General features: G+C 54.6%; 17 protein-coding genes and 5 pseudogenes. 17 read left to right on the top strand and 5 right to left on the bottom strand.

Translation table 11 applies throughout. From position 1 onward, the window contains the following. Positions 1 to 7: 7 nt before the first annotated feature. Positions 8 to 1,963: a pyridoxamine 5'-phosphate oxidase family protein gene (locus ACRZ94_RS13520; RefSeq protein ID WP_480654146.1), complete on the top strand. Its 1,956-nt coding sequence runs from the start codon at positions 8 to 10 to the stop codon at positions 1,961 to 1,963. Positions 1,964 to 2,024: 61 nt separating this feature from the next. Here the strand turns inward: ACRZ94_RS13520 and ACRZ94_RS13515 are convergent. After that, positions 2,025 to 2,348: pseudogene (locus ACRZ94_RS13515) on the bottom strand (transposase domain-containing protein); the annotation flags it as partial. 166 nt (positions 2,349 to 2,514) lie between these two features. Between ACRZ94_RS13515 and ACRZ94_RS13510 the strand changes: the two are divergent. The 13 genes and pseudogenes from ACRZ94_RS13510 to ACRZ94_RS13450 form a co-directional block, all read left to right on the top strand. Continuing rightward, positions 2,515 to 2,832: pseudogene (locus ACRZ94_RS13510) on the top strand (integrase core domain-containing protein); the annotation flags it as partial. 227 nt (positions 2,833 to 3,059) lie between these two features. Then, positions 3,060 to 3,248, top strand: a pseudogene (locus tag ACRZ94_RS13505) (hypothetical protein); the annotation flags it as partial. A gap of 30 nt (positions 3,249 to 3,278) precedes the next feature. Beyond that, entirely contained in the window at positions 3,279 to 3,488 is a 210-nt protein-coding gene (locus ACRZ94_RS13500; RefSeq protein ID WP_480654716.1) for a hypothetical protein, read from the top strand. A 125-nt stretch (positions 3,489 to 3,613) separates the two neighbouring features. After that, on the top strand, positions 3,614 to 4,078 hold the full coding sequence (locus ACRZ94_RS13495; protein WP_480797557.1) for a hypothetical protein: 465 nt from the start codon (positions 3,614 to 3,616) through the stop codon (positions 4,076 to 4,078). Further along, on the top strand, positions 4,032 to 4,691 hold the full coding sequence (locus tag ACRZ94_RS13490) for a hypothetical protein (RefSeq protein ID WP_480797556.1): 660 nt from the start codon (positions 4,032 to 4,034) through the stop codon (positions 4,689 to 4,691). Before ACRZ94_RS13495 ends, ACRZ94_RS13490 begins: the two co-directional genes overlap by 47 nt. Then, positions 4,619 to 6,217 carry an ABC transporter transmembrane domain-containing protein gene (locus tag ACRZ94_RS13485; RefSeq protein WP_480797555.1) on the top strand — a complete coding sequence of 533 codons (1,599 nt, stop codon included), beginning with the start codon at positions 4,619 to 4,621 and terminating at the stop codon, positions 6,215 to 6,217. The genes ACRZ94_RS13490 and ACRZ94_RS13485 overlap by 73 nt, the downstream gene beginning before the upstream one ends. 1 nt (position 6,218) lies before the next feature. Then, positions 6,219 to 7,802 (top strand): sensor histidine kinase, encoded by a 1,584-nt coding sequence (locus tag ACRZ94_RS13480; RefSeq protein WP_480797554.1) that lies wholly within the window; start codon positions 6,219 to 6,221, stop codon positions 7,800 to 7,802. Between the two features lie 69 nt (positions 7,803 to 7,871). Next, positions 7,872 to 8,543, top strand: a complete 672-nt coding sequence (locus ACRZ94_RS13475) for a response regulator transcription factor (RefSeq protein ID WP_480654139.1) — start codon at positions 7,872 to 7,874, stop codon at positions 8,541 to 8,543. 606 nt (positions 8,544 to 9,149) lie between these two features. Further along, a complete protein-coding gene (locus tag ACRZ94_RS13470; protein WP_480797553.1) occupies positions 9,150 to 9,509 on the top strand; it encodes a hypothetical protein in 360 nt (119 codons plus the stop codon). A 226-nt stretch (positions 9,510 to 9,735) separates the two neighbouring features. After that, positions 9,736 to 10,089 (top strand): roadblock/LC7 domain-containing protein, encoded by a 354-nt coding sequence (locus tag ACRZ94_RS13465; protein WP_480797552.1) that lies wholly within the window; start codon positions 9,736 to 9,738, stop codon positions 10,087 to 10,089. A gap of 109 nt (positions 10,090 to 10,198) precedes the next feature. Continuing rightward, entirely contained in the window at positions 10,199 to 10,876 is a 678-nt protein-coding gene (locus ACRZ94_RS13460) for a response regulator (RefSeq protein WP_480797551.1), read from the top strand. Next, positions 10,863 to 12,263: a HAMP domain-containing sensor histidine kinase gene (locus ACRZ94_RS13455; protein ID WP_480654132.1), complete on the top strand. Its 1,401-nt coding sequence runs from the start codon at positions 10,863 to 10,865 to the stop codon at positions 12,261 to 12,263. Before ACRZ94_RS13460 ends, ACRZ94_RS13455 begins: the two co-directional genes overlap by 14 nt. 27 nt (positions 12,264 to 12,290) lie before the next feature. Further along, on the top strand, positions 12,291 to 12,620 hold the full coding sequence (locus ACRZ94_RS13450; RefSeq protein ID WP_480654130.1) for a hypothetical protein: 330 nt from the start codon (positions 12,291 to 12,293) through the stop codon (positions 12,618 to 12,620). 127 nt (positions 12,621 to 12,747) lie between these two features. Here the strand turns inward: ACRZ94_RS13450 and ACRZ94_RS13445 are convergent. The 3 genes and pseudogenes from ACRZ94_RS13445 to ACRZ94_RS13435 all read right to left on the bottom strand — a co-directional run. Further along, a pseudogene (locus tag ACRZ94_RS13445) lies at positions 12,748 to 13,038 on the bottom strand (transposase); the annotation flags it as partial. A 131-nt stretch (positions 13,039 to 13,169) separates the two neighbouring features. Then, positions 13,170 to 14,972, bottom strand: coding sequence for a sensor histidine kinase (locus ACRZ94_RS13440; RefSeq protein ID WP_480797550.1), 1,803 nt, complete (start codon positions 14,970 to 14,972; stop codon positions 13,170 to 13,172). A gap of 113 nt (positions 14,973 to 15,085) precedes the next feature. Beyond that, on the bottom strand, positions 15,086 to 16,036 hold the full coding sequence (locus ACRZ94_RS13435; protein WP_480654124.1) for a response regulator: 951 nt from the start codon (positions 16,034 to 16,036) through the stop codon (positions 15,086 to 15,088). Between the two features lie 334 nt (positions 16,037 to 16,370). On the opposite strand from ACRZ94_RS13435, the gene ACRZ94_RS13430 reads away from it, so the two are divergent. The 3 genes from ACRZ94_RS13430 (at position 16,371) to ACRZ94_RS13420 (ending at position 19,413) form a co-directional block, all read left to right on the top strand. Beyond that, positions 16,371 to 17,351: a Bug family tripartite tricarboxylate transporter substrate binding protein gene (locus ACRZ94_RS13430; protein WP_480797549.1), complete on the top strand. Its 981-nt coding sequence runs from the start codon at positions 16,371 to 16,373 to the stop codon at positions 17,349 to 17,351. A gap of 66 nt (positions 17,352 to 17,417) precedes the next feature. After that, complete coding sequence (locus ACRZ94_RS13425) at positions 17,418 to 17,900, top strand: tripartite tricarboxylate transporter TctB family protein (RefSeq protein ID WP_480797548.1); 483 nt, start codon at positions 17,418 to 17,420, stop codon at positions 17,898 to 17,900. A gap of 1 nt (position 17,901) precedes the next feature. Next, positions 17,902 to 19,413: a tripartite tricarboxylate transporter permease gene (locus ACRZ94_RS13420; protein ID WP_480797547.1), complete on the top strand. Its 1,512-nt coding sequence runs from the start codon at positions 17,902 to 17,904 to the stop codon at positions 19,411 to 19,413. 144 nt (positions 19,414 to 19,557) lie between these two features. Here ACRZ94_RS13420 and ACRZ94_RS13415 read toward each other — a convergent pair. Then, positions 19,558 to 19,710: pseudogene (locus ACRZ94_RS13415) on the bottom strand (IS6 family transposase); the annotation flags it as partial. Between the last annotated feature and the right edge of the window lie 2 nt (positions 19,711 to 19,712).

Below are 19,712 nucleotides of genomic sequence, written 5' to 3'. Positions count from 1 at the left end.
TCACGTAATGGAAAAGACACATAAATCTCACAAGGGGGAGTTGGCGCTGCAAGCGCGGCGTCACACGCCGCGGGAGCTGAGCGATGCGATCCCGCACTATATCTACAGCGAAATGCCGCAGCAGCACGCCGACTTCTTTGCAGGACTAACCTATTTGCCGCTGGCAACGCTTGATGGGCAGGGGCGCCCCTGGGTGAGCCTTTTGGTCACACGATCTGGCAGCGACCCATCGCTTGGTATTAAGATCGTGGGCGAGAACGCGATACAGGTGGTGGCAGAAACAAATCCCTTTGACCCGTTTGTGCGCGCGTTCAGTCAAGATCACACTGCCGTCCGCGAAGCGCAGCTCTTCGCGGGGGTGGGCGTCGATTTCAGCAACCGCCGGCGGAACAAGATGGCAGGTTCGATCAAAGGTGCGTCGGTCGAAGGTTCGGGAAAGATCAGACTGAACCTGATCTCAGATCAACACCTCGGGAATTGTCCGAAATACATCACGATCCGCTCATTGGAGCATATGCCGCGCAATGCCGAAGTTGTTCATGACAACTTTGATGCACAGTTTTCGTCGCTGCCCGATGAGGCAAAGTCCGTCGTAGCACGGGCCAGCACCGTACTTCTGGCGACCAAGCACACGAGCGATGGCAGCGCTCAGACCGACATGGGCGTAAATCACCGCGGCGGCGCGCCAGGGTTTGTCCGGCTTTACGAGGTGCGTGATGGCGGCACGTATTTGGTCTTGCCGGATCATTCCGGCAACCGATTTTATCAATCGCTTGGAAATATCGAGACCGACCCACAGGTCGGGCTGGTCTTTCCTGACTTTGCAACGGGTGAGGTTCTCTACATAACCGGGGACGCTGAAAACCTCCTTGAGGATGACGCGGATGCGTTGATGCCGCGCACAAGTTTGCTGACGCGCATCAAGGTGACGGGGGCAGTCTTTGTGCGCGGAGGGCTGAACCTAAAGCTCACGTCCCGAGAAGAGCTGTCGCCCTATAACCCGCCGATTAAATACTTACGCACCGAGTTGGAGCGGAATGGCCATGCGATCGAACCGCATGTCAGCGCAGAGGCGCTGACGGCCACGCTTGTCTCGACAGAACCTCTGTCCAGTACGATCACGACTTTCAATTTCGAGCTTTCCGAAGCGATCCAAACCCCACTCCCTGGCGGGTTTGGTGTCTTTGATTTCTCCGGCCTTGTAAATGGGGGCTATGCCCACTTGAACGACGCGCACCCGCAGCTTGTAAATGAAGACTACGTCCGCACTTGGACGCTATCCAGCACGCCGGATTTTGATGCAAAGAGAAATGGTTTTGAGCGGACCAATCAGGTGCGTGTCACTGTGAAACGCAAACCGGGCGGTTTGATGTCGAACGTTTTGCACAACAACGGAGACCAATTGATAGCGCAGGCGCTTCCCGTTCAGTTCAAAGGAACTGGCGCTGGTTTTACGTGTTTCTCAACCGGTGCTGAGGGGGGGCATCCGACCATCCCCGGCAAGATGCTTTGGATCGCAGGGGGTGTTGGCATCACACCGTTTATGGCGATGTGGGACGGGATCCAACAGGTGGCAATGGCCCACCCCCCGAACCAACCAATCGATATCGTGCTGCTATATTCTGGACGGGACGATGATATCGCGATTTTACAGCACTTTCTGCCGCGAAATTGCTCTGTATTGGATCAGGTGCGACTGCAAATCGTCGCGTTTCAGAGCGCTGGTGGAAACCAACGGGCTGGGCAGTCCGCATGGAATGAACTTCGCGAGGCGTTCGCCGGTCAACCGCTGGAACGAAAGCCGCGACGCATGCAGCGCGAAGACTTTCGGGCGGTTGAGCAAATTGGAATGCGAGATGTGTATATGTGCGGTCCGGACACCTTGATGACGAGCGCGGAAGCGGCGCTTAACGAACTGAGCGTTGAGGAAACACGGCGGCACCGCGAGACGTTTGTCTTTTAAAACATCGCCGGTTTGGACGTCACCAGTATTTGCATGGTGTCCGTCCGGTGAACTTGACCAGTTATTGTTGGGCGGATAGCTCTGCGTAACGCCATGGCATGAGTTCATCGAGGCGTTTGATTTTGTGATCCGCGATGTGCTCCAGAACCCAGCTCAACTAGGCTTGCGGGTCGACGCCATTGAGCTTGGCGGTCTCGATCAGGGTGAAGGCGATGGCCATTGCTTTGCCGCCGCCCTCTGATCCGGCAAACATCCAGTTCTTGCGTCCGATGGCGACGGGTTTGACGGCGCGTTCGGCTGCGTTGTTGTCCAACTCCAGACAGCCGTGATCCAGATATGCTCTGGCTTTTGGCAAACGGCCCAATGCATAGCGGACACGTCCGGCGCAAAGCGCGGGTCTTTCAGCCATTTGAAAATCAGATTGGCATTCACTGCGTAACGCCGCGCAACCTGAGCTACAGAAACCCCAGCCATCGAGGCCTGATGGCAAATCTCGCGCTTCTCTTCATCCGACCAAAACCGCTTCTTCCGCTTACTCATAGAGTGTCGAATGGCTGGCAGATCAGAGAATGGATCATGTCCGAGGCGCACCATATCACCCACAGACCCAAGGCAAGATCGAGCGCTGGCATCAAACCCTCAAGAACCGCATCCTATTGGAAAACTACTATCTGCCTGACGATCTCACGCAGCAGATCGACGCCTTCGTCGAGCGCTACAATCACCGTCGCTACCACGAAAGCCTGCAAAACCTTACCCCCGCTGACGTCTACTTCGGACGCGGGCAGTCCATTCTAAAACAACGAGAAATGATCAAACGAAAGACCATCGAAACCCGGCGCTTGCTTCACCGCAAATCCGCCACATAATCAATCCAACCAGATGCGCCAGATCCTCTCTTAGCTCACGCCGCCGACGCCAGACTAACAAGTTTTCCAACAGACATTGCATCAATGTGTATTGTTGAATTCCTCTCGCACGTTCATTTTCTGTTCATTTTTTGAATATGCGCACTTCACTTGCACGCGCCATGTTGTCCTACTGGACCAAATAAAACACCGGTTTCGGCTTAGGGTCGTTGGGTAAAGGAACACTTGTGTCGGGGAATGGATGTAGGGCAGCCAAACGTTGGTTGCGGGCAATCTGTCGTGGGGTCTGCATTATATGCGTTACGTGTATTTTATGCGCCGGGCTGGGTCACGTCGGAACGGCTGAGGCACAAACTGCGAGCTTTCGCTCGGTCGATACGAACGGGGATGGCGTTCTGAGTTTTGATGAGCTTGTCGCCGCCTTTGGCAGCGCCGGGGCAAGGAAATTGCTTCAGGATATAGATCGCAACGCAGACAATCGCATCACCATCATTGAACTGCGCGGCGGACGAGACAACGGGCGGGACGAACGGAACGACCGCGGTGCACGTGAGCCCGAGAGGGGCGAGCGGGACGACGATGACCGTGATTCCGGCGATCGGGGCGAAAATGATGGTGGCGACGACGGAGGAGATGATGGGGGAGATGACGATTGACCGTCACCCAGCGCGTTCATTTGTCGTTCATCTGATCACGCGCTGCCGCTTCATCCGGTTTTGCGATTTTTCTCACATGGGGCTGGCAAAACAAATGCATCGAACAGCCAGTCATGGAGTTAAGAATGACACAGTTTCCAAAAACCTCTCTTGTCGCCTGCAATACTGCAAAATGGGCCTTCACAACCCGCAGGGTCGATCGGTCCGACGTGCGCGGACTTTCTACGCGGATGGACGCCGCAAAGGCGGGCGATCTCATCCTGTGCGAGATTGCCGAAATCGGGCACCACAAGAAAATCCAGTTGGCCGAGCGCCGCGCCTCAGCTAGTTATCCGGGCGATTTCGTAGTCCTATGCCTAGGGGATCGCTATGCGCCGGATCAGTTTCTGGCCAGCGCTATCGTTGATGACGATTTGATTGATCTGGTCGCAGGCGGCGGTGTCGCGGGGCGGGTGGACGCTGCCCATGGACGCTGCCCATGTCCGCATGGAAGACCCCACCCGATTAAAGCCGCTCGGCTTGCTGACGAATGCGGAGGAGCGGGTGATCAACGTGGCAGACTATGCCCTGCCCAGCCTGCCATGCAATGATCAGGTTACAGTCATTGGTGTTTTCGGTGCCTCCATGAATTCGGGCAAGACAACCGCCGCGTCGAGCCTGGGGCACGGCCTGATGCGGGCGGGCTTTGCCGTCGCGGGCATCAAGGCCACCGGAACTGGCGCCTTTGGCGATTTCAACAGTTTCGAGGATGGTGGTGCTCCGGCGCTCGATTTCACGGATGTCGGGATGGCCACCACTTACCGGATGCCGTTAGCGCAGATCGAAGCGGGGTTTGACACGCTGGTTGCAACGGCCGCCACGCGCGGGGCCGAGGTTGTGGTGGTTGAGATAGCCGATGGCGTGTTCCAGCAAGAAACCCGGGCCATCCTGCAATCATCGCGCATTCGCGACCGTCTCGATGGTATCCTGTTCGCAGCACCGGATGCGCTGAGCGCGCTTGGAGGTGTGACGGTTCTGGAACGGGCGGGTCTCAGCCCCTTTGCGATTTCGGGGATGGTCAGTTGCTCACCTCTGGCTGCCGCCGAAGCTACCGAGGCCGCAGGCCGCCCGATCCTGTCGCGCGAAGACCTGTGGTCTCCCGAAGTCATCAACCGGCATGTCGTGCCGCTGATGCGCCGCGCACCGGAAGATGTGGCCGCATGAAACTCCTCCCCGGATTGGCCACAAGGGACCGCATCGTCGATGCGGTCCTGGTGGTATCCAGCAGTATCTTGCAGGCCGGCGCATTGGCTGTTGCCGCCTTCGCAACCCGCGATGCGTTCGCGGCGCTGCACGCAGGCAATACCCTTACCGTACAGACCATGGCGCAACTGGCCTTGTCCGGCATTGTCGCAGCGCTGTGTCTGCTGGTATCGCGATATCGAGCCGAGGCACTGGGGCAGAGCTATGCGATATCGCTGCGCCAGCTATTGTATCGGAAGATCGCGCGCCTTCCGAAATCCCGCCACGAAGAACGTCGGCTGGGGTCCCTCTCTCTGCGTTTCGTGGGAGATCTTTCGGCGGCACGCCTCTGGTTTGGCCGTGGCCTGCCTGATGTCTGGTCTGCTGCTGTAGTGATCCCGGGCGCCGCAGCCATTCTTTATGTGCTGAACCCGGAGCTTGCGATCATCGGCGTATCTGCTTTGGGGCTTTCTCTTGCTGTGATGGCGGCCTTAGCCTGGCATCTTGAGCGGCGACATCGGACCCTGCGCCGCCGCCGGGCAAGTATCGCGATTTCCATGATCGAGCGCATTGCGATTGCACCGGAACTGGACCTGATGGGCCGCACGGACCGAGAGTTGCGTAGGTTGAACACTCAGGGCGCATCGTTGCGCAATGATGCGATGGCACGCCGGGGCCGAACCGCCGGTCTTCTGGCAACGCTGCAACTGGGGGTGGCCTTTGCGGGTCTTGTGGTGCTCTGGCAAGCCGGCCAAACCGGCATAGCACCCGCCACGGTTGCCGCTTGCCTTTCGGTCATTGCGCTGGTCGCCTACCCCCTGCAGAGACTTTCCAGTGCCTGGGATCAATACTGCGCGTGGCGTGTGGCGCGCGAGAAGGCTGAGAGGTTGTTGTCAGAACCCGAGGTCTTGCGGCTGGCAGCGCCATGCATCGGACTCAAAACAATCGAAGTCACCGGAGAAGTTGATCAGACGCCCATCGCGTTCATTGCGGACCACGGCACCGTCTCGGCCTTGACAGGCCAGCACGCATTGACAATCGCGCGCTGTATCGCGGGGCTCGACAGATGCGCTGACGTCTATGTAAGTTTCGGCGGGCAGGATATCCCCCCGAAAGTTGCTTTCATCGGGGACGATCATATCGGCCTTCAAGGCAGTTTGCGCCGATCTGCAAGTTTGATGTGTCGGAAACGACCTGGCGACAGACGGATATCCAAAGTCATACGGTGCTTTGGTTTGTCTGATCTTCTGTCTGAGCCTCGCGGCCTTGACCAACGCCTGGCAGAAAACGGCAGTGGGTTGTTGCCGCATCAGACATTGCGGCTGGACTTGGCTCGCGCTGTTCTTGGCAAGGCGGATGTCATTGTCATCGCCTCAGTGCGGTGGGCATTGTGCCAATCCTATCAATCTGAATTGCTTGCAACATTGCGGACTCTGTCCAGTGCCACGATCATAGTGGTCGCGGAAGCCGCGCCCGGTCATCGGGAAGAGAACTCAAAGGTCGTCTGACATGCGCTCATCTACTCTGTTTGGTATCTATGCAATTGTTCTCGTCGGTTTTCTCGGGGGGCTCGCGGGCCTGACCTTATACAGCCTCGAGAAAACCCGATGGTGGGATGCGCGGATACAGCTGGCGCAGGACTCGTACGGGCTGCACCTGCGGTTGGAAGCGGACCTCTACCGCCTGTTCAAGCAGCACGGTGACGCACTGCTCATCGGAGATCGGGACGATGGCGTAAGTGAACTCGAACTGCGGGCAAAGATCGCCCAGACGCTGGAAGCGATCCGTATGACCATCGCGCGTGAAATCCAGATGGTGGGCGACGAAGAGATCGAAGAGTTGGAGTTGCTTGATGAGATTGAGGACGACATCGAATCCGTAAACGCAGCCATCGCCAGCCTGTCGGCCGAAGGCAACCCGGTTGAGACCTTGGTCCAGATCGAACGTCTGGCGGCTTTGCTTGATGGAGATATCGATGACCAGCTTGATCGGAAAATTCAGGCCGCGCTGGATGAAGAGGTTGAAGAGGTCGAAGAGGTTCTGGCCGAAGCAATCGCGTTTCGGCAATGGAACGAACGGCTGGTCTATGTGATTGTATTGGCTGCAATCGTGGTCTTGCTGATCGGGCTCGTGTCGTTCAACCGCCAGATCAGAAAGCCGCTGACACGGTTGGCGGAAGGCGTCGGTCGGCTGCGCAGGGCAGACTATTCCGAACCGGTCCGTCTTGGGGGCAGCCGCGAGTTTCGCGAGCTTGGTATCGTGCTGAATGGAATGGCCGAGGGTCTCGCCGCACGTGAGGCAAACCGCGCCGAACAGAAGAAGCGGCTTGAAGATACCGTTGCAGCCAGAACCGCCGAACTGCAGCAGCTTATCGACAAGCTTGAAGCTGGCGAGGAAAACCGCAAGCGGTTGATGGCGGATATAAGCCATGAACTGCGCACACCGCTGGCTATCATTCTGGGCGAAGCTGACGTGACCTTGCGGACATCGAATTCCCTGCCTGACGAGGCCTCGGATTCGCTTGCGCGCATTCGGGATTCAGCTAAGCATACCAACCAGATCGTAGACGACATGTTGACCGTCGCGCGGTTTGAAGCCGGTCAGCTAAGGCTGGATCGTACACAAACTGACTTGCGCAAGATCATCCACGACGCGGTGGCGATGTTCCCCGATCCGGTTCAGGTCGATAGCCCGGACAGCAAAGTGATGGCGTCAGTCGACGAGGTGCGCCTCCGTCAATCTGTTCTGGCCCTGCTGCAGAATGCGCGGCGCTATGGCGGGCCGACGATTGTGGCCAGGCTAAATGAGGGGCTTGCCTCGTGCACGATCGCCATAGAGGACGATGGGCCCGGTTTGAGCGCGACCGAGAAATCCCAAGCCTTTGATCGGTTCTTTCGGGGCTCGAACGCGTCGGGTCAAGGTATCGAGGGCAGCGGCCTTGGGCTGCCGGTCGTAAAATCCATCGTCGAGGCGCATGGTGGGACAGTTGACCTTCAGGATCGACCCGAGGGTGGCCTGCGGATCGTCATAACCCTGCCCAAGGCAGCCCAGACAAGAGTTGTACAAACCAGCACAATGCAAATGATTGGTTGACGTGCATGTACCAGAACAACGCTGATTTATTCGGCGCAGTTTCGAATAGGGAAAGAGTTGAGGCACATCATGAATATCTTGCTTGTCGAAGATGAGGCCCGCGTTGCCGATTTCATCCGTCGCGGTTTGTCCGCCGAGGGCTGGGCAGTGGATCACGCCCCGGATGGTGAAGATGCCTTGGAACTTGCCGCGACAAATACCTATGACGTCATTCTTCTGGATCTGATGCTGCCCGGCATTCAGGGTCAGGATGTGTGTCGCAAGATGCGTGCCCGTAAATCGAAGACGCCAATCCTGATGTTGACCGCGTTGGACAGCCCCGAAGAAAGGGTCGAGGGGCTGAAGATCGGCGCGGACGATTACTTGCCGAAGCCGTTCGATTTCGACGAGCTGATTGCGCGTGTCGAGGCTTTGCATCGCCGCGCCAATGGCTATGCACGCCATCTCAGCGATACCGAGATTACCTGTGGAGATCTGAAGTTCGACCGGGCGTCTCTTCAGGTTTCGGTGGCCGGGCAAGAAGTGAAACTGTCAAAGAAAGAGCGCGACCTGCTGCTTCTCTTTTTGACCAACACCGGCCGGGTGCTGTCGCGCGAACGTATCTTGAATTCGGTCTGGGGTTTGAACGAGGACCCGTTGACCAATGTAGTGGACGTCTATGTTGGCCGACTGCGCCGCAAGATCGGGGCGACTGGCCAGCGGATCGTGACACTTCGAAATGTCGGATACCGGATGGGCTGAACCTAGTACCGGTGTGGTGCAGAAAGTGACCCGCGAGCACAGAATCTGGAAAATTGTCACGATTTTGAATTTGATGAAAAGTGTCTGTAAGAAAGTGCGCGCATTTTACTGGAAGAGTTGATTTGCAGAACTTCGAGGACTGGTGAACACACAGCCCGTTCGAACCGGGCCACACTGGCATCTACGGATGCCGCTCACTCTACGAACCCGCCACTCCTCACGGCGGCCCTCCCTGCACGCTTCGTCGTATTGGGAGGGCCGCCTTTTTGCGATCTGGTAGGCTGCCGCAAGCTTGTGAATTAGCATTCAAGTTACCAATGTTTAAATTTCACAAAACCAAAGTTATTTTAGAGAGACGCGCTGACGTCCACGCTGAACAGTTCAGGATATCATGACGTAACGTTAAGAATTCGCATCAAAAGGAACTGTGGATAGCACGTTACTTTTTGATTCATATACGTAATTTTTGAGTCTGAAAGAATACTCAAACCTATTCCTCTGCCCGTAAGCGTAATTCTTACATATTTTTAAAGTAACTGAATAATTCAGTTAAACTGAATGTCGCCTCTACCCTCATCTGTTAATTTGTATGAGTCGAAGGCAAGCATGCTGAGCATCATCATTTGTGGGGCAGCTTATGTCAGCTTTGAATACGCCTCCCTGTGGTACGTCCTTGCAGGTGAAAAAGGCGATACGATCTCATTGCTGCTTGGCGGTCAGATGCAGCTTGGGTATCGACCGGCGCTGATTGCTGCCCAGATGCTGTGGAAGGCTACCGCTGTCGCACCGACACGTCCTGCACCACCGTTCCAGTTACAAGCCACCATGCTTTCCCATCCACGAGGGCCTGCTGCGCCAAGGGAGCTTCCGCAAATCGACGAGCAACTCATAGACACGCTGTTGCACCATACGAACCGGGTAATGGCGCCAGGCGCGAAAGCTCGAACTCCTGCGGGGGTGATTTGAGCGATGCGGGTTTCCCCCACACCAGAACCGAAGAGTGACGAAGATGGCTAAAAACAAACAGACCTCTCTCTCGGCTGCCACGCGATTATGCGAACGTTTTGGGCTGGTCCGGACATACACAATTAGGATCCCGGGCACCGTCCCTGCGAATGAAGAATCTGAGCCGCAACATGGCAGTTCTGACACCAAAAGAGCTGCTGGAATTAACCTAACGAAGGAGAAGATCATGTCTTTGGACATATCAAAACTTAGTGAAATCAAGGGTGTGATCGGCGCCTGCCTGGTTGACAGTGACACTGGCCTGACCCTTGCCACTGAAGGCGGAGCCAAGTTCGACCTTGAAACCGCAGGCGCGGCGAATGTGGAAGTCGTGCGCGCAAAAATACAGGCGATCGACGCGCTGAAACTGAGCGACGTGATTGAGGATATTCTCATCACTTTGGGCAAGCAGTTCCATTTGATCAGGCCCCTGGAAAAAAGTCCGAATATCTTCGTCTATGTCGCTCTGGACAAGAAGACAGCCAATCTGGGGCTGGCCCGTCTTCAGGTAAAAGCCGTCGAAGAGACGTTGAGTTTATAAATACCCCCCCTCGCGCCAACGGTTCAGGCGCAGTAATGTGCCTGAACCACCCGAACGAGGGTTTGTTGCGTCAACGTTGCTTTCCGCAACGTGATGGAAAGCCAGTACAATGAAAATTCTAGTCGCCGAAGACGATGTCAAAACTGCAGAGTTCGTGATCTCAGGGCTCCGTTCCAGTGGGTTTACGGTTGAGTGGTTCGAGGATGGGCGCGATGCGCTGTCTTATTGCCTCTACAACCAATGCGACGCGGTGATCCTTGACCGGGTGCTGCCTGGTATGGACGGTATGTCGATATTGAAAGCTCTGCGTGCAGCGCAAAATCAGACGCCGGTGTTGTTTCTCACCTCAATTGGCGACGTGAGCGATCGCGTCGAAGGTCTGACCGAAGGAGCAGATGATTATCTGGTCAAGCCCTTCCACTTCTCAGAGCTTCTGGCTCGTTTGCAAACCGTTCTGAAACGGCGCACTGAAAGGGTGGCAGCGACAGAATTGCATGTGCTGGATCTTTCGATGGACCTCTTAAAACGTCTGGTTCGCAGACAAGATCAGACCATTGAGTTAAAGCCCCGTGAATTTGCACTGTTGGAATTGCTGATGCGCAACTCAGGCAGGATCGTGACCAGAAACATGATCCTCGAGCAAGTTTGGGATTACAATTTCGATCCGAACTCAACTGTGATCGAGACATATGTCAGCCGTCTGAGAGCTAAAATCGATAAACCGTTTGATCCCCCCCTTTTGCATACGGTGCGAAACATAGGGTACAGTCTCCATGGACCGCGCTAGTATTTTCTCGGGGGCCCCGTTCCGAACCGCGTGTTACGCCGCGCTTGTTGTTTGGATCATTACGGCAGTGTTTGGATACGCTGCTTATGTTGCATTGAAAGACACATTGCGGGCCAATCTCGAACAGCAAATTCTGGAAGAGGAACTGCTGCTGCACGAAATCCTGCTGGATGGCGGCACCGATGCGGTTCAGCGCGCAGTCGAACATCTAAATAGCCCAAACCGTACCGGGCTGCACATGATCGCGCTTTTTGACAAACACAACTCCGCCCTTGCCGGCGCGGTGGCCAAGATACCCCAAACAAATGGCTGGCACGAGGTTGACCCCGATTTTGTCGAGATTGGGGGCGGTAGCCCTGTCTATCTTCTGAAAGCGTCCGACTATCTTGGTTACCGCACCGTCGTGGCGCGCAGCATGACGTCCATGAACCAAGCATTGACCACACTCTGGGAAGGGTTGTTGCTACTGACGGTTGCAACCACCGTGGTTGTTCTAGGGCTTGGCTATTGGGTGAGTTCTTACAGCTACAGCAAACTCAGGCGTATTGAGAAAACGCTCGATATGGTGTCCAAAGGGAACACTGAAGTCCGCCTTCCGGTTTCCAGGACGAACGACCAGATTGACAGAGTATCTCGACTGATAAATCGACACTTGGACCGGTTGTCCAGCCTGATGATCAGTACGCAGACAACCGCAGTCACGATTGCGCACGACCTGAAAACGCCCCTGTCTCATGGATTTCTGGCCTTGCAGCAGGTTTATAGTGAGCTTGACTACGGTGGCGATCCCCGACCCAGACTTCACGAGCTCGAGACAGAGCTTAAACGGCTCAGCGCTGTGTTCGACACTATTCTCAGAATATCACGAATAGAGGCCGGAACATATAAGCAACCATTCTCTACTGTTAATCTGAGCGCATTGGTTGCGGATGTTGTCGAAACGTTTTCGCCCGTCGCAGAAGATGCACAAATGAGCGTAACGGCTGAGTTCAACGCCGATACCATATTGGTCAGGGGTGATGAACAGATGTTGAAACAACTCCTGGTCAACCTCATAAACAATTCGATCAAGTATTGCCCACCCGAGGCGTGGATACAGGTCTCACTTGTAGCTAGCAAAGACTCGGTTGTGCTGGATGTTTCGGACAATGGTTTTGGCGTGCCCGGTCCGCTTCTTGATAAGATATTCGACGCTTTCTATCGCGTTGAAGGATTTCGCAGAGAAAGCGGAAATGGTCTGGGCCTGGCCCTGGTCAAAGCCGTTGCCTTACGACATGGCGCCAAGATTTCAGCGAGTAACAACGATCCCGGCCTTAAAATTAGCGTCAGCTTCGGCAAAGCAAAATCGAACATCCTCGAAGAGGAAAACGCACGATGGTCGTCGTAGACACAACACGTAGAACAAGGTGAAAAAATGCTGGCAAGATTGGTTTTTATTGGTGGTGTAGCCTGTGCTTCAAATGCACTTGCGGGCGTTACCGAGTTTCGTTGCTCGTCAGATGTGACGGGAGATGAGATCAGAATCTCACAACCAGAAGAAGGTACAGATGCGCAAGTTGATTTTCATGGTATCGAAGGGGCTGCGACGGTTGCACATGGCCTTGATGGCGTAACTTTCATCCATATCAAAGAAAACGAAGTTTGGACGCTTGCGCTGCATTTTCCCACAATGAAGTATGAATTGTCCGCGCATGGGGCTGAAAATCTCGAAGATCATGGCCAATGTGTACAAAGAATTGATTGAGTAGAGATAAATAAACGGTGATCCTCGCTCTTAGCAATCCAAGCCAATCAAAAGGTAGTGGGCCCACTGAAGTGGTCCCAGCTTTTCGGACAGTTTTGCAGCTTCGCTAGGCTCCAGCCTCATTGATTTACAGCCGGAACAAGATGGTAGCCGCGAGTGCAATTGCTGATAGGAAGGCCTTTGGGCATCTGTCATATCGGGTGGCAAATCGCCGCCAATCCTTCAGGCGCCCGAACATGATCTCGATGCGGTTACGGCGTTTATAGCGTCGCTTGTCGTACTGGCCGTGCTTGTCGCGCGATTTTCGACCAGGGATGCAAGGCCTTATTCCCTTGTCTATCAGAGCTTCGCGGAACCAGTCGGCATCATAACCGCGATCACCCAGTAACCAATCAGCCGATGGCAGACTGTTCATCAGTAAACCAGAATAGATTGCTTACGATACACCCCTGAAACTCAGAGACTTGAATCGTGCAGCCGAGATGGCGGCAACCGAATTAATAGGACCAGAACCTAGTGAAACCCAAACATAAAAGGGAGATAGGCAAACTATCCATCTGCAAGAGGAACTGAAAAACTAAATGTTGCTCCTTCTCCAGACACTGAGTCTACGTGAATCTTGCCACCATGGTTTTCTACGATGGCTTTCGATATTGCCAACCCAAGGCCGCTTCCCCCAACCTTGCGCGTGTCGCTACTATTCTCTTGGGTGAACTTGTCGAATATGACGGTTTTGAATTCTTCAGAGATTCCTGACCCTGTGTCTTTTACATAGAATACTCCGAACGTGTCTTCTTGCTCTGCGGCTACTTCAATTGACTGCCCAGCTTTTGAAAACTTGGCGGCATTCGAAATCAGATTCGCAAACACTTGCTGAATTCTCTCAGGGTCCGCCATCACCTCAAACCGGTGGTTTCCGGGGACAACTTTGATGTCAACGTCCATGCGGCTGGCGTATGATTGGTTAGCTGCGACCGCGTCGAGCAGGATTTGTTCGGCAGACATCGGAACGGGATGAAGCGCCAACCCATTGGCACCATCTCTCTGAATGCTGATAACATCGTCGACCAATAGCTTCAGGCGGCGGGTGTTCCTGTTTGCCAGGGTAAGCAAGTGTTTGACCTGGTCGTCCAATTCTCCGGCGGCACCTGACAACGCCAGATCAATCGCCCCGGCGATAGAGGTCAGAGGTGTGCGAAACTCATGGCTTACGGTCGAGATGAACTCATCTTTCATAAGCTCGGAATTCTTCTGATGATCAATATCTAGAATAACACCAACCCATCTTGGAGTACCCGAATAACTCACCATTTTGCCGATGGAGCAGACCCAGAAAATGGACCCGTTCGGTCGGACGATACGGCATTCAAACTTGTAATCCTCACGCGCTTGTCTGGCTTTTTGAACAAGCTCCTGAACCCGGTTTTGGTCTTCTGGATGCACCACTGTCAAAAATGACTTCAGAGTGGGTTCGTGGGTTTGGGCATTCAGACCAAGTAGTTTGTAACAACTGTCGGACCAGGCCGATGCTTCCGTGTCTATCGCCGCCTCCCAAACACCGATTCCGGCTTCCTGGGTTGCAATTTCGAACCTGTATTGGCTTAGCTTGAGTTCGTGAATGTCATACAAAACCTGCATGGTGCTGCCATCTGGCAGCTTGTTGAACGACAGCAAATACCACCGGCCACCGCAATTGATCTCAACCGGTACTGCACCTGCCTGATAGGCGCTCAACCGGGCCTTTTTTCGCGCTTCATCCTGCTTTTTACCTTCTGGCGTCATATTCGCTGCATCGTTGCTGCACAGCCAGTTTTCGAATTCGACGCCGGGCGTCGTAGTACGCCCCCTTGATCGTGAAATCTCTTTGAAAAGTGAGTTGCAAACGACCAACCGATCGTTCTGGTCCCAAAGCGCGAAACCTTCTTTCAACTGATCGATCGCCTGTAAAAAGCTGTGGTTGAACTTGTTAATCTGTGCGGTTTCCCGTTGAGAAAACAACAGCATCACCAGAAACACGAGCAGAAAGACAGTTATCGCAACCGCAATATCGTCAAGTTCATATTGCTCATGCGATCGTGTAAAGTCGTAAAAGGTTTCAAAGGCGTCATTGCCTATTAAGAAGATGGCGAGAATGATCGAAACAATGATCAGAGCCGCCAAGCGGAATTTGGTGAAAACGCCGGGTACCCTCAAAGGTGTTATGAGCGGCCGAGTGTCCTTCGGCTGCGATTGGAAAAAATACCTGATGGGATTACGTTTTCTCACAACGCAGCCTTTCAATTCCGCTAAACGTGGTGTGATCCTCGGCGAAGATACTTGCGCCAGACAGCCAATGGAAGCTGACAGTGTCATTCAGACCGCTGGTTGTGATGATTTTGCTGTCTACCCTGACTGGTCTGTTCGAAAGCAGCTAAAATCGGAACCGCATGCAAGGCATCGATGTTTTGTGCGACGTATTTAGACTGTTAGGCCAGAACAGCGATTTTTTCGGCTGATGTCCGCAGGCTGGCAAACAGGTGGTCGACAAATTCATCTGTCCCAACCTTTGAAAAGATCGCAGGTTTCAGAATCTCGATAGCGTCAAAACTGACTTCAACACTCTCGCCGTTTTGATAGACGGGTCCTAGCGCGTGCAGTGCCTCATCAATACGGTACAACAATTCCTGCGTGCTCTCGACCGATGCATGATCTGTTGCGACGCCATACACACCGCCGCCAAAGTACGAGATGAGTGTGGTGTCCCAGCCGTGGAAACTGTCCGAAATTGCCTCGGCTATATCGGTTATCTGATCACAAAACTCATGATCGGAGCACCTGTCGTAAATCCAGAAGATGTTGGAAACTGACACCGCAAAAAAGCGGGTACGAGACAGGCTGATCTTGGTCAACTGCTTGAGATAGCTTTCAAGTGCATGCATGCGGATAACACGCGGCACGTCATCTATGGGTAAAGGGTCCGAAATCTTGTGGAGTTTTCTGAGCTGTATGGAATCCCGCGCCATACGAACGCTTTGAACACTTCTGGCCAACTCGGCCGTCTGGAAAGCATATTTTTCGGCGACGGCGATGCGGTGTTTCAGTTCCAGAAAATCAAATGGTTTGGTGAGGTAGTCCGTTGCTCCGGCCGCGAATGCACCATCAATATAGTGCTTCTCCGTCATGGCTGTCGTCATGATAATTGGCACATGGGCATAGGCAGAAATCGCACGGACTTCCCGACACAAGTCTATCCCACTCATGCTGGGCATTTGAATATCCAGTAGAAGAACGTCAAATGGCACAGAGGCCTGTTCTATGCGGATCAGCGCCTGACCACCTGATGTGGCGGTCGTGACCTCGTGGTTCCCTAACTGGCGCAAGGCAATGACACTCAGTTCCAGAATGTCCGGTTCATCTTCGACAAGAAGTATTCTCAAGACAGGCCCCTCCCGACGTATGCTGCCGACAATGCAACAAGAGCCGTTTGAACTGCGACAAACTTTGTCCCGTTGAGATCAAGGCTCAGGTATTGCGCTCAAAGGCTCGATACGTGTTGTTGCCAGTGGACACCAGTCAACCGGGACGTGCAAGAATTTCTTGGGGTGTCTAATAACAAAAGACTGAGAGTAGCAGCGGTCGCCGATCTCATCAGAGCATTTTCCGATCAACCCCACGCGATTGACAGGTTGGTGACAGGTTTTCCTTTTAAGGTCTTCTGATTAACGAATGAACAGCCAGCTACGTTGATAGCTCTGGTTTTGGGAGGACACTATGACAACACTCAAACTGGGCCGTCGCGCCCTGATCGCAGCTGTGGCTGCCCTTGGTCTGACTGGACCTGCACTTTCCGAGGAACAGGTGGTGGACAGCATCCACTTTCTTATCCCTGGTGGCGCCGGCGGCGGTTGGGACGGAACTGCACGTGGCACCGGAGAGGCGTTGACGAATGCGGGTCTCGTTGGAACCGCATCCTACGAAAACATGTCAGGTGGCGGCGGCGGTAAGGCCATCGGCTTTCTGATTGAAAACGCCGAGAGCAACCACGGTACACTGATGGTTAATTCGACGCCAATCGTGATCCGTTCGCTGACGGGCGTCTTTCCGCATAACTTCCGCGACCTGACATTGGTGTCGGGGACAATCGGGGACTATGCGGCGATCGTGGTTGGCAAGGACAGCCCGATCAACTCGATGGACGATCTGCTGGCCGCATTTGACGCCGATCCCGGTGGCACCGCGATCGGTGGCGGTTCGGTTCCGGGCGGTATGGACCATCTGGTTGCAGCCATGGTGATGGAAGCAGCTGGCAAAGACGCGCTGAGCGTCAAATACATCCCCTACGATGCCGGTGGCAAAGCTATGGCAGCCCTGCTGTCTGGCGAGATTGCCGCATTGTCGACCGGTTTTTCGGAAGCCGTCGATTTGGCCAATCAGGGTGAGGTAAAGATCATTGGTGTGACCGCAGAGGAACGCGTGGACGCCGCCCCTGATGCGCAGACAATGAAAGAACAGGGTATCGACACCACTTTCGTCAACTGGCGTGGGTTCTTTGGGGCACCCGGCCTGCCCGAAGACAAACTGGTGGCCTACCAGGAAGCCATAACAAAGATGTATGACACCCCCGAATGGGAAGAGGTACGGGCCCGTAATGGCTGGGTGAACATTCACAACTCGGGCGCTGATTTCGAGTCTTTCCTTGAAGATCAGGAAAAACAGATCAGTGACCTGATGAAGAAACTCGGCTTCCTCTAACGGCACCATCGGCAGAGCGGGTCTCCGCTCTGCCCCAAAACACAAACTGAAATGGGAAGGGACACGATGGCACTGGATCGCTGGATCGCGCTCGTTATGCTGGGGATTTGTCTGACCTACGGTTATGCGGCCTGGTTTACGATGGACGGCAGCCTGCCCCCTTTCATGCAAAGGAATCCCATCTGGCCAAGTACCTTCCCCAAGGTTCTGTCCATATTAGGCATCATCGCTTCGACAATCATCCTGTTGGGATTTGAAAAAAGCGAACTGAAAGAGGCGGATATCGATTACCGCCGTCTGGGCGAATACCATCTGGGTCAGGCGATTGCGCTGCTGGTGTTGATGGTCGTTTACGCACTGTGCCTGCGCCCGGTCGGCTTTCTGATTGCCACCTCGGCCTTTCTGATCATCGGGTCTTACATTCTGGGCGAGCGCAAGTGGCACATCATGATCCCCATCGCCCTGATCGCCGCCGGGTTCGTCTGGTATCTGGTTCAGGAAGTTCTTGGAATTTACATGCGCCCGCTGCCGGGCATTTTCGGAGGCTGACATGCTCGAAGGACTGCTGATTGGCCTGCAAACGGCATTCTCTCTCCAAAATCTTCTGATGGTTGTGGCCGGGTGCCTGATCGGGACGTTTATCGGCATGCTGCCGGGGCTGGGCCCGATGTCGATCATTGCGATCATGATCCCGGTTGCGATTTCGATGGGCGACCCCTCGGCTGCGCTGATCCTGCTGGCAGGTGTCTATTATGGCGCGATCTTCGGGGGATCGACCTCGTCCATCCTGCTAAATGCGCCGGGGGTCGCAGGCACCGTGGCCTCAAGCTTTGATGGCTACCCGATGGCCCGGCAGGGTAAGGCTGGCAAGGCGCTGACCATCGCCGCCATTGCCAGTTTCGCTGGCGGAACCGTGGGTGCGATCCTGCTTATGGTCTTTGCACCGGCCCTGTCTTCGGTTGCTTTGCTGTTCCATTCGGCTGAGTACTTTGCGCTGATGGTTGTCGGCCTTTCGGCCATTGCGGCCTTTGCAGGCTCAGGACAGGTGGCCAAAGCGTTGATCATGACCATTCTTGGCCTGATCATGGCGACCGTCGGCGAAGGCGCTTTGTTCAACCTGCCGCGTTTCACCATGGGTATCATGGACCTGCAATCAGGCTTTGGTTTCATCACACTGGCGATGGCGATGTTTGCGTTGCCAGAGGCTTTGTTCCTTGTTCTGAAACCCAAGGATCTGAAAGGGGATGACGGTGATATCAAGGACCTGCGCATCACACGGGATGAGGCGAAAGCCATCGCGCCGGTTGTTGGGCGCCAGTCCGCGCAAGGTTTCTTTATCGGCGTGCTACCGGGTGCGGGTGCGACCATTGCCAGCTTTCTTGGCTATGCGGTCGAACGCAATATCGCCCCGAAGGAAGAACAGGAAGAGTTTGGCAAAGGCTCAATCAAAGGTCTTGCCGCGCCAGAAGCCGCCAATAACGCTGCTTGCACCGGGTCCTTTGTTCCGTTGCTGACTTTGGGCATTCCGGGATCAGGCACCACGGCCATCCTGCTGGGTGCACTGATCGCCTTGAATGTAACACCGGGTCCGCGCCTTATGCTGGATGAGCCTCAGATTTTCTGGGCGGTGATTATGTCGATGTTCATCGGCAACCTCGTTCTGCTGATCCTGAACCTGCCGCTGATCCCCTACATCGCCAAGGTGCTTGCCGTTCCGCGCAACTTCCTGATCCCGTTCATCCTGTTCTTCACCCTTATGGGCGCTTATATCGGCCAGAATAACGCGACCGAGCTACTTTTACTGGTCGGTTTCGGGGTCTGTGCAACCGCGTTGAAGTTTGCGGATTATCCCCTTGCACCGCTGCTGATCGGTTTCATTCTCGGCGGGATGATGGAGGACAATTTCGCGCGCTCCATGCAACTCTATGATGGTATCGGCTTCATCTGGGAGCGCCCGATGACTTTGGGTCTGCTTGTGATTGCTGCCCTTCTGGTGCTGCTGCCCAGTTACCGCGCACGCCGGGCCAAAGCCCGTGCAGCCGGGATTGCAGACGGGGATTGAGAAAGGAACCTTTAAAAGAACATTGCGGCTTGGGATGGCGGTTGTAGTCTGTGCCCTCTCAATAAACTTGGTCGATGACGCGCATCCAAGCTGCTCTGTCGCAAACTTTTGGATGGCGGAACATCAGTGGAGTTGATTGGCAGTTTACATTGCCAATTGGGAGAACCGCTGAAACGGACGGAATCCGGTCGTGAATTGACCTTTGCGGATCATGTTAACCAATTCGATACCTGCCAGGACAGATGCGGCTGAAGTGAAAGACTTGAATCCCAGTAACGGTCTGATTCTTCATTTGATAC

The sequence above is a fragment of the Ruegeria sp. CH10 genome, from assembly GCF_056537125.1.
This window is presented reverse-complemented; position numbering and strand designations above follow the sequence as displayed.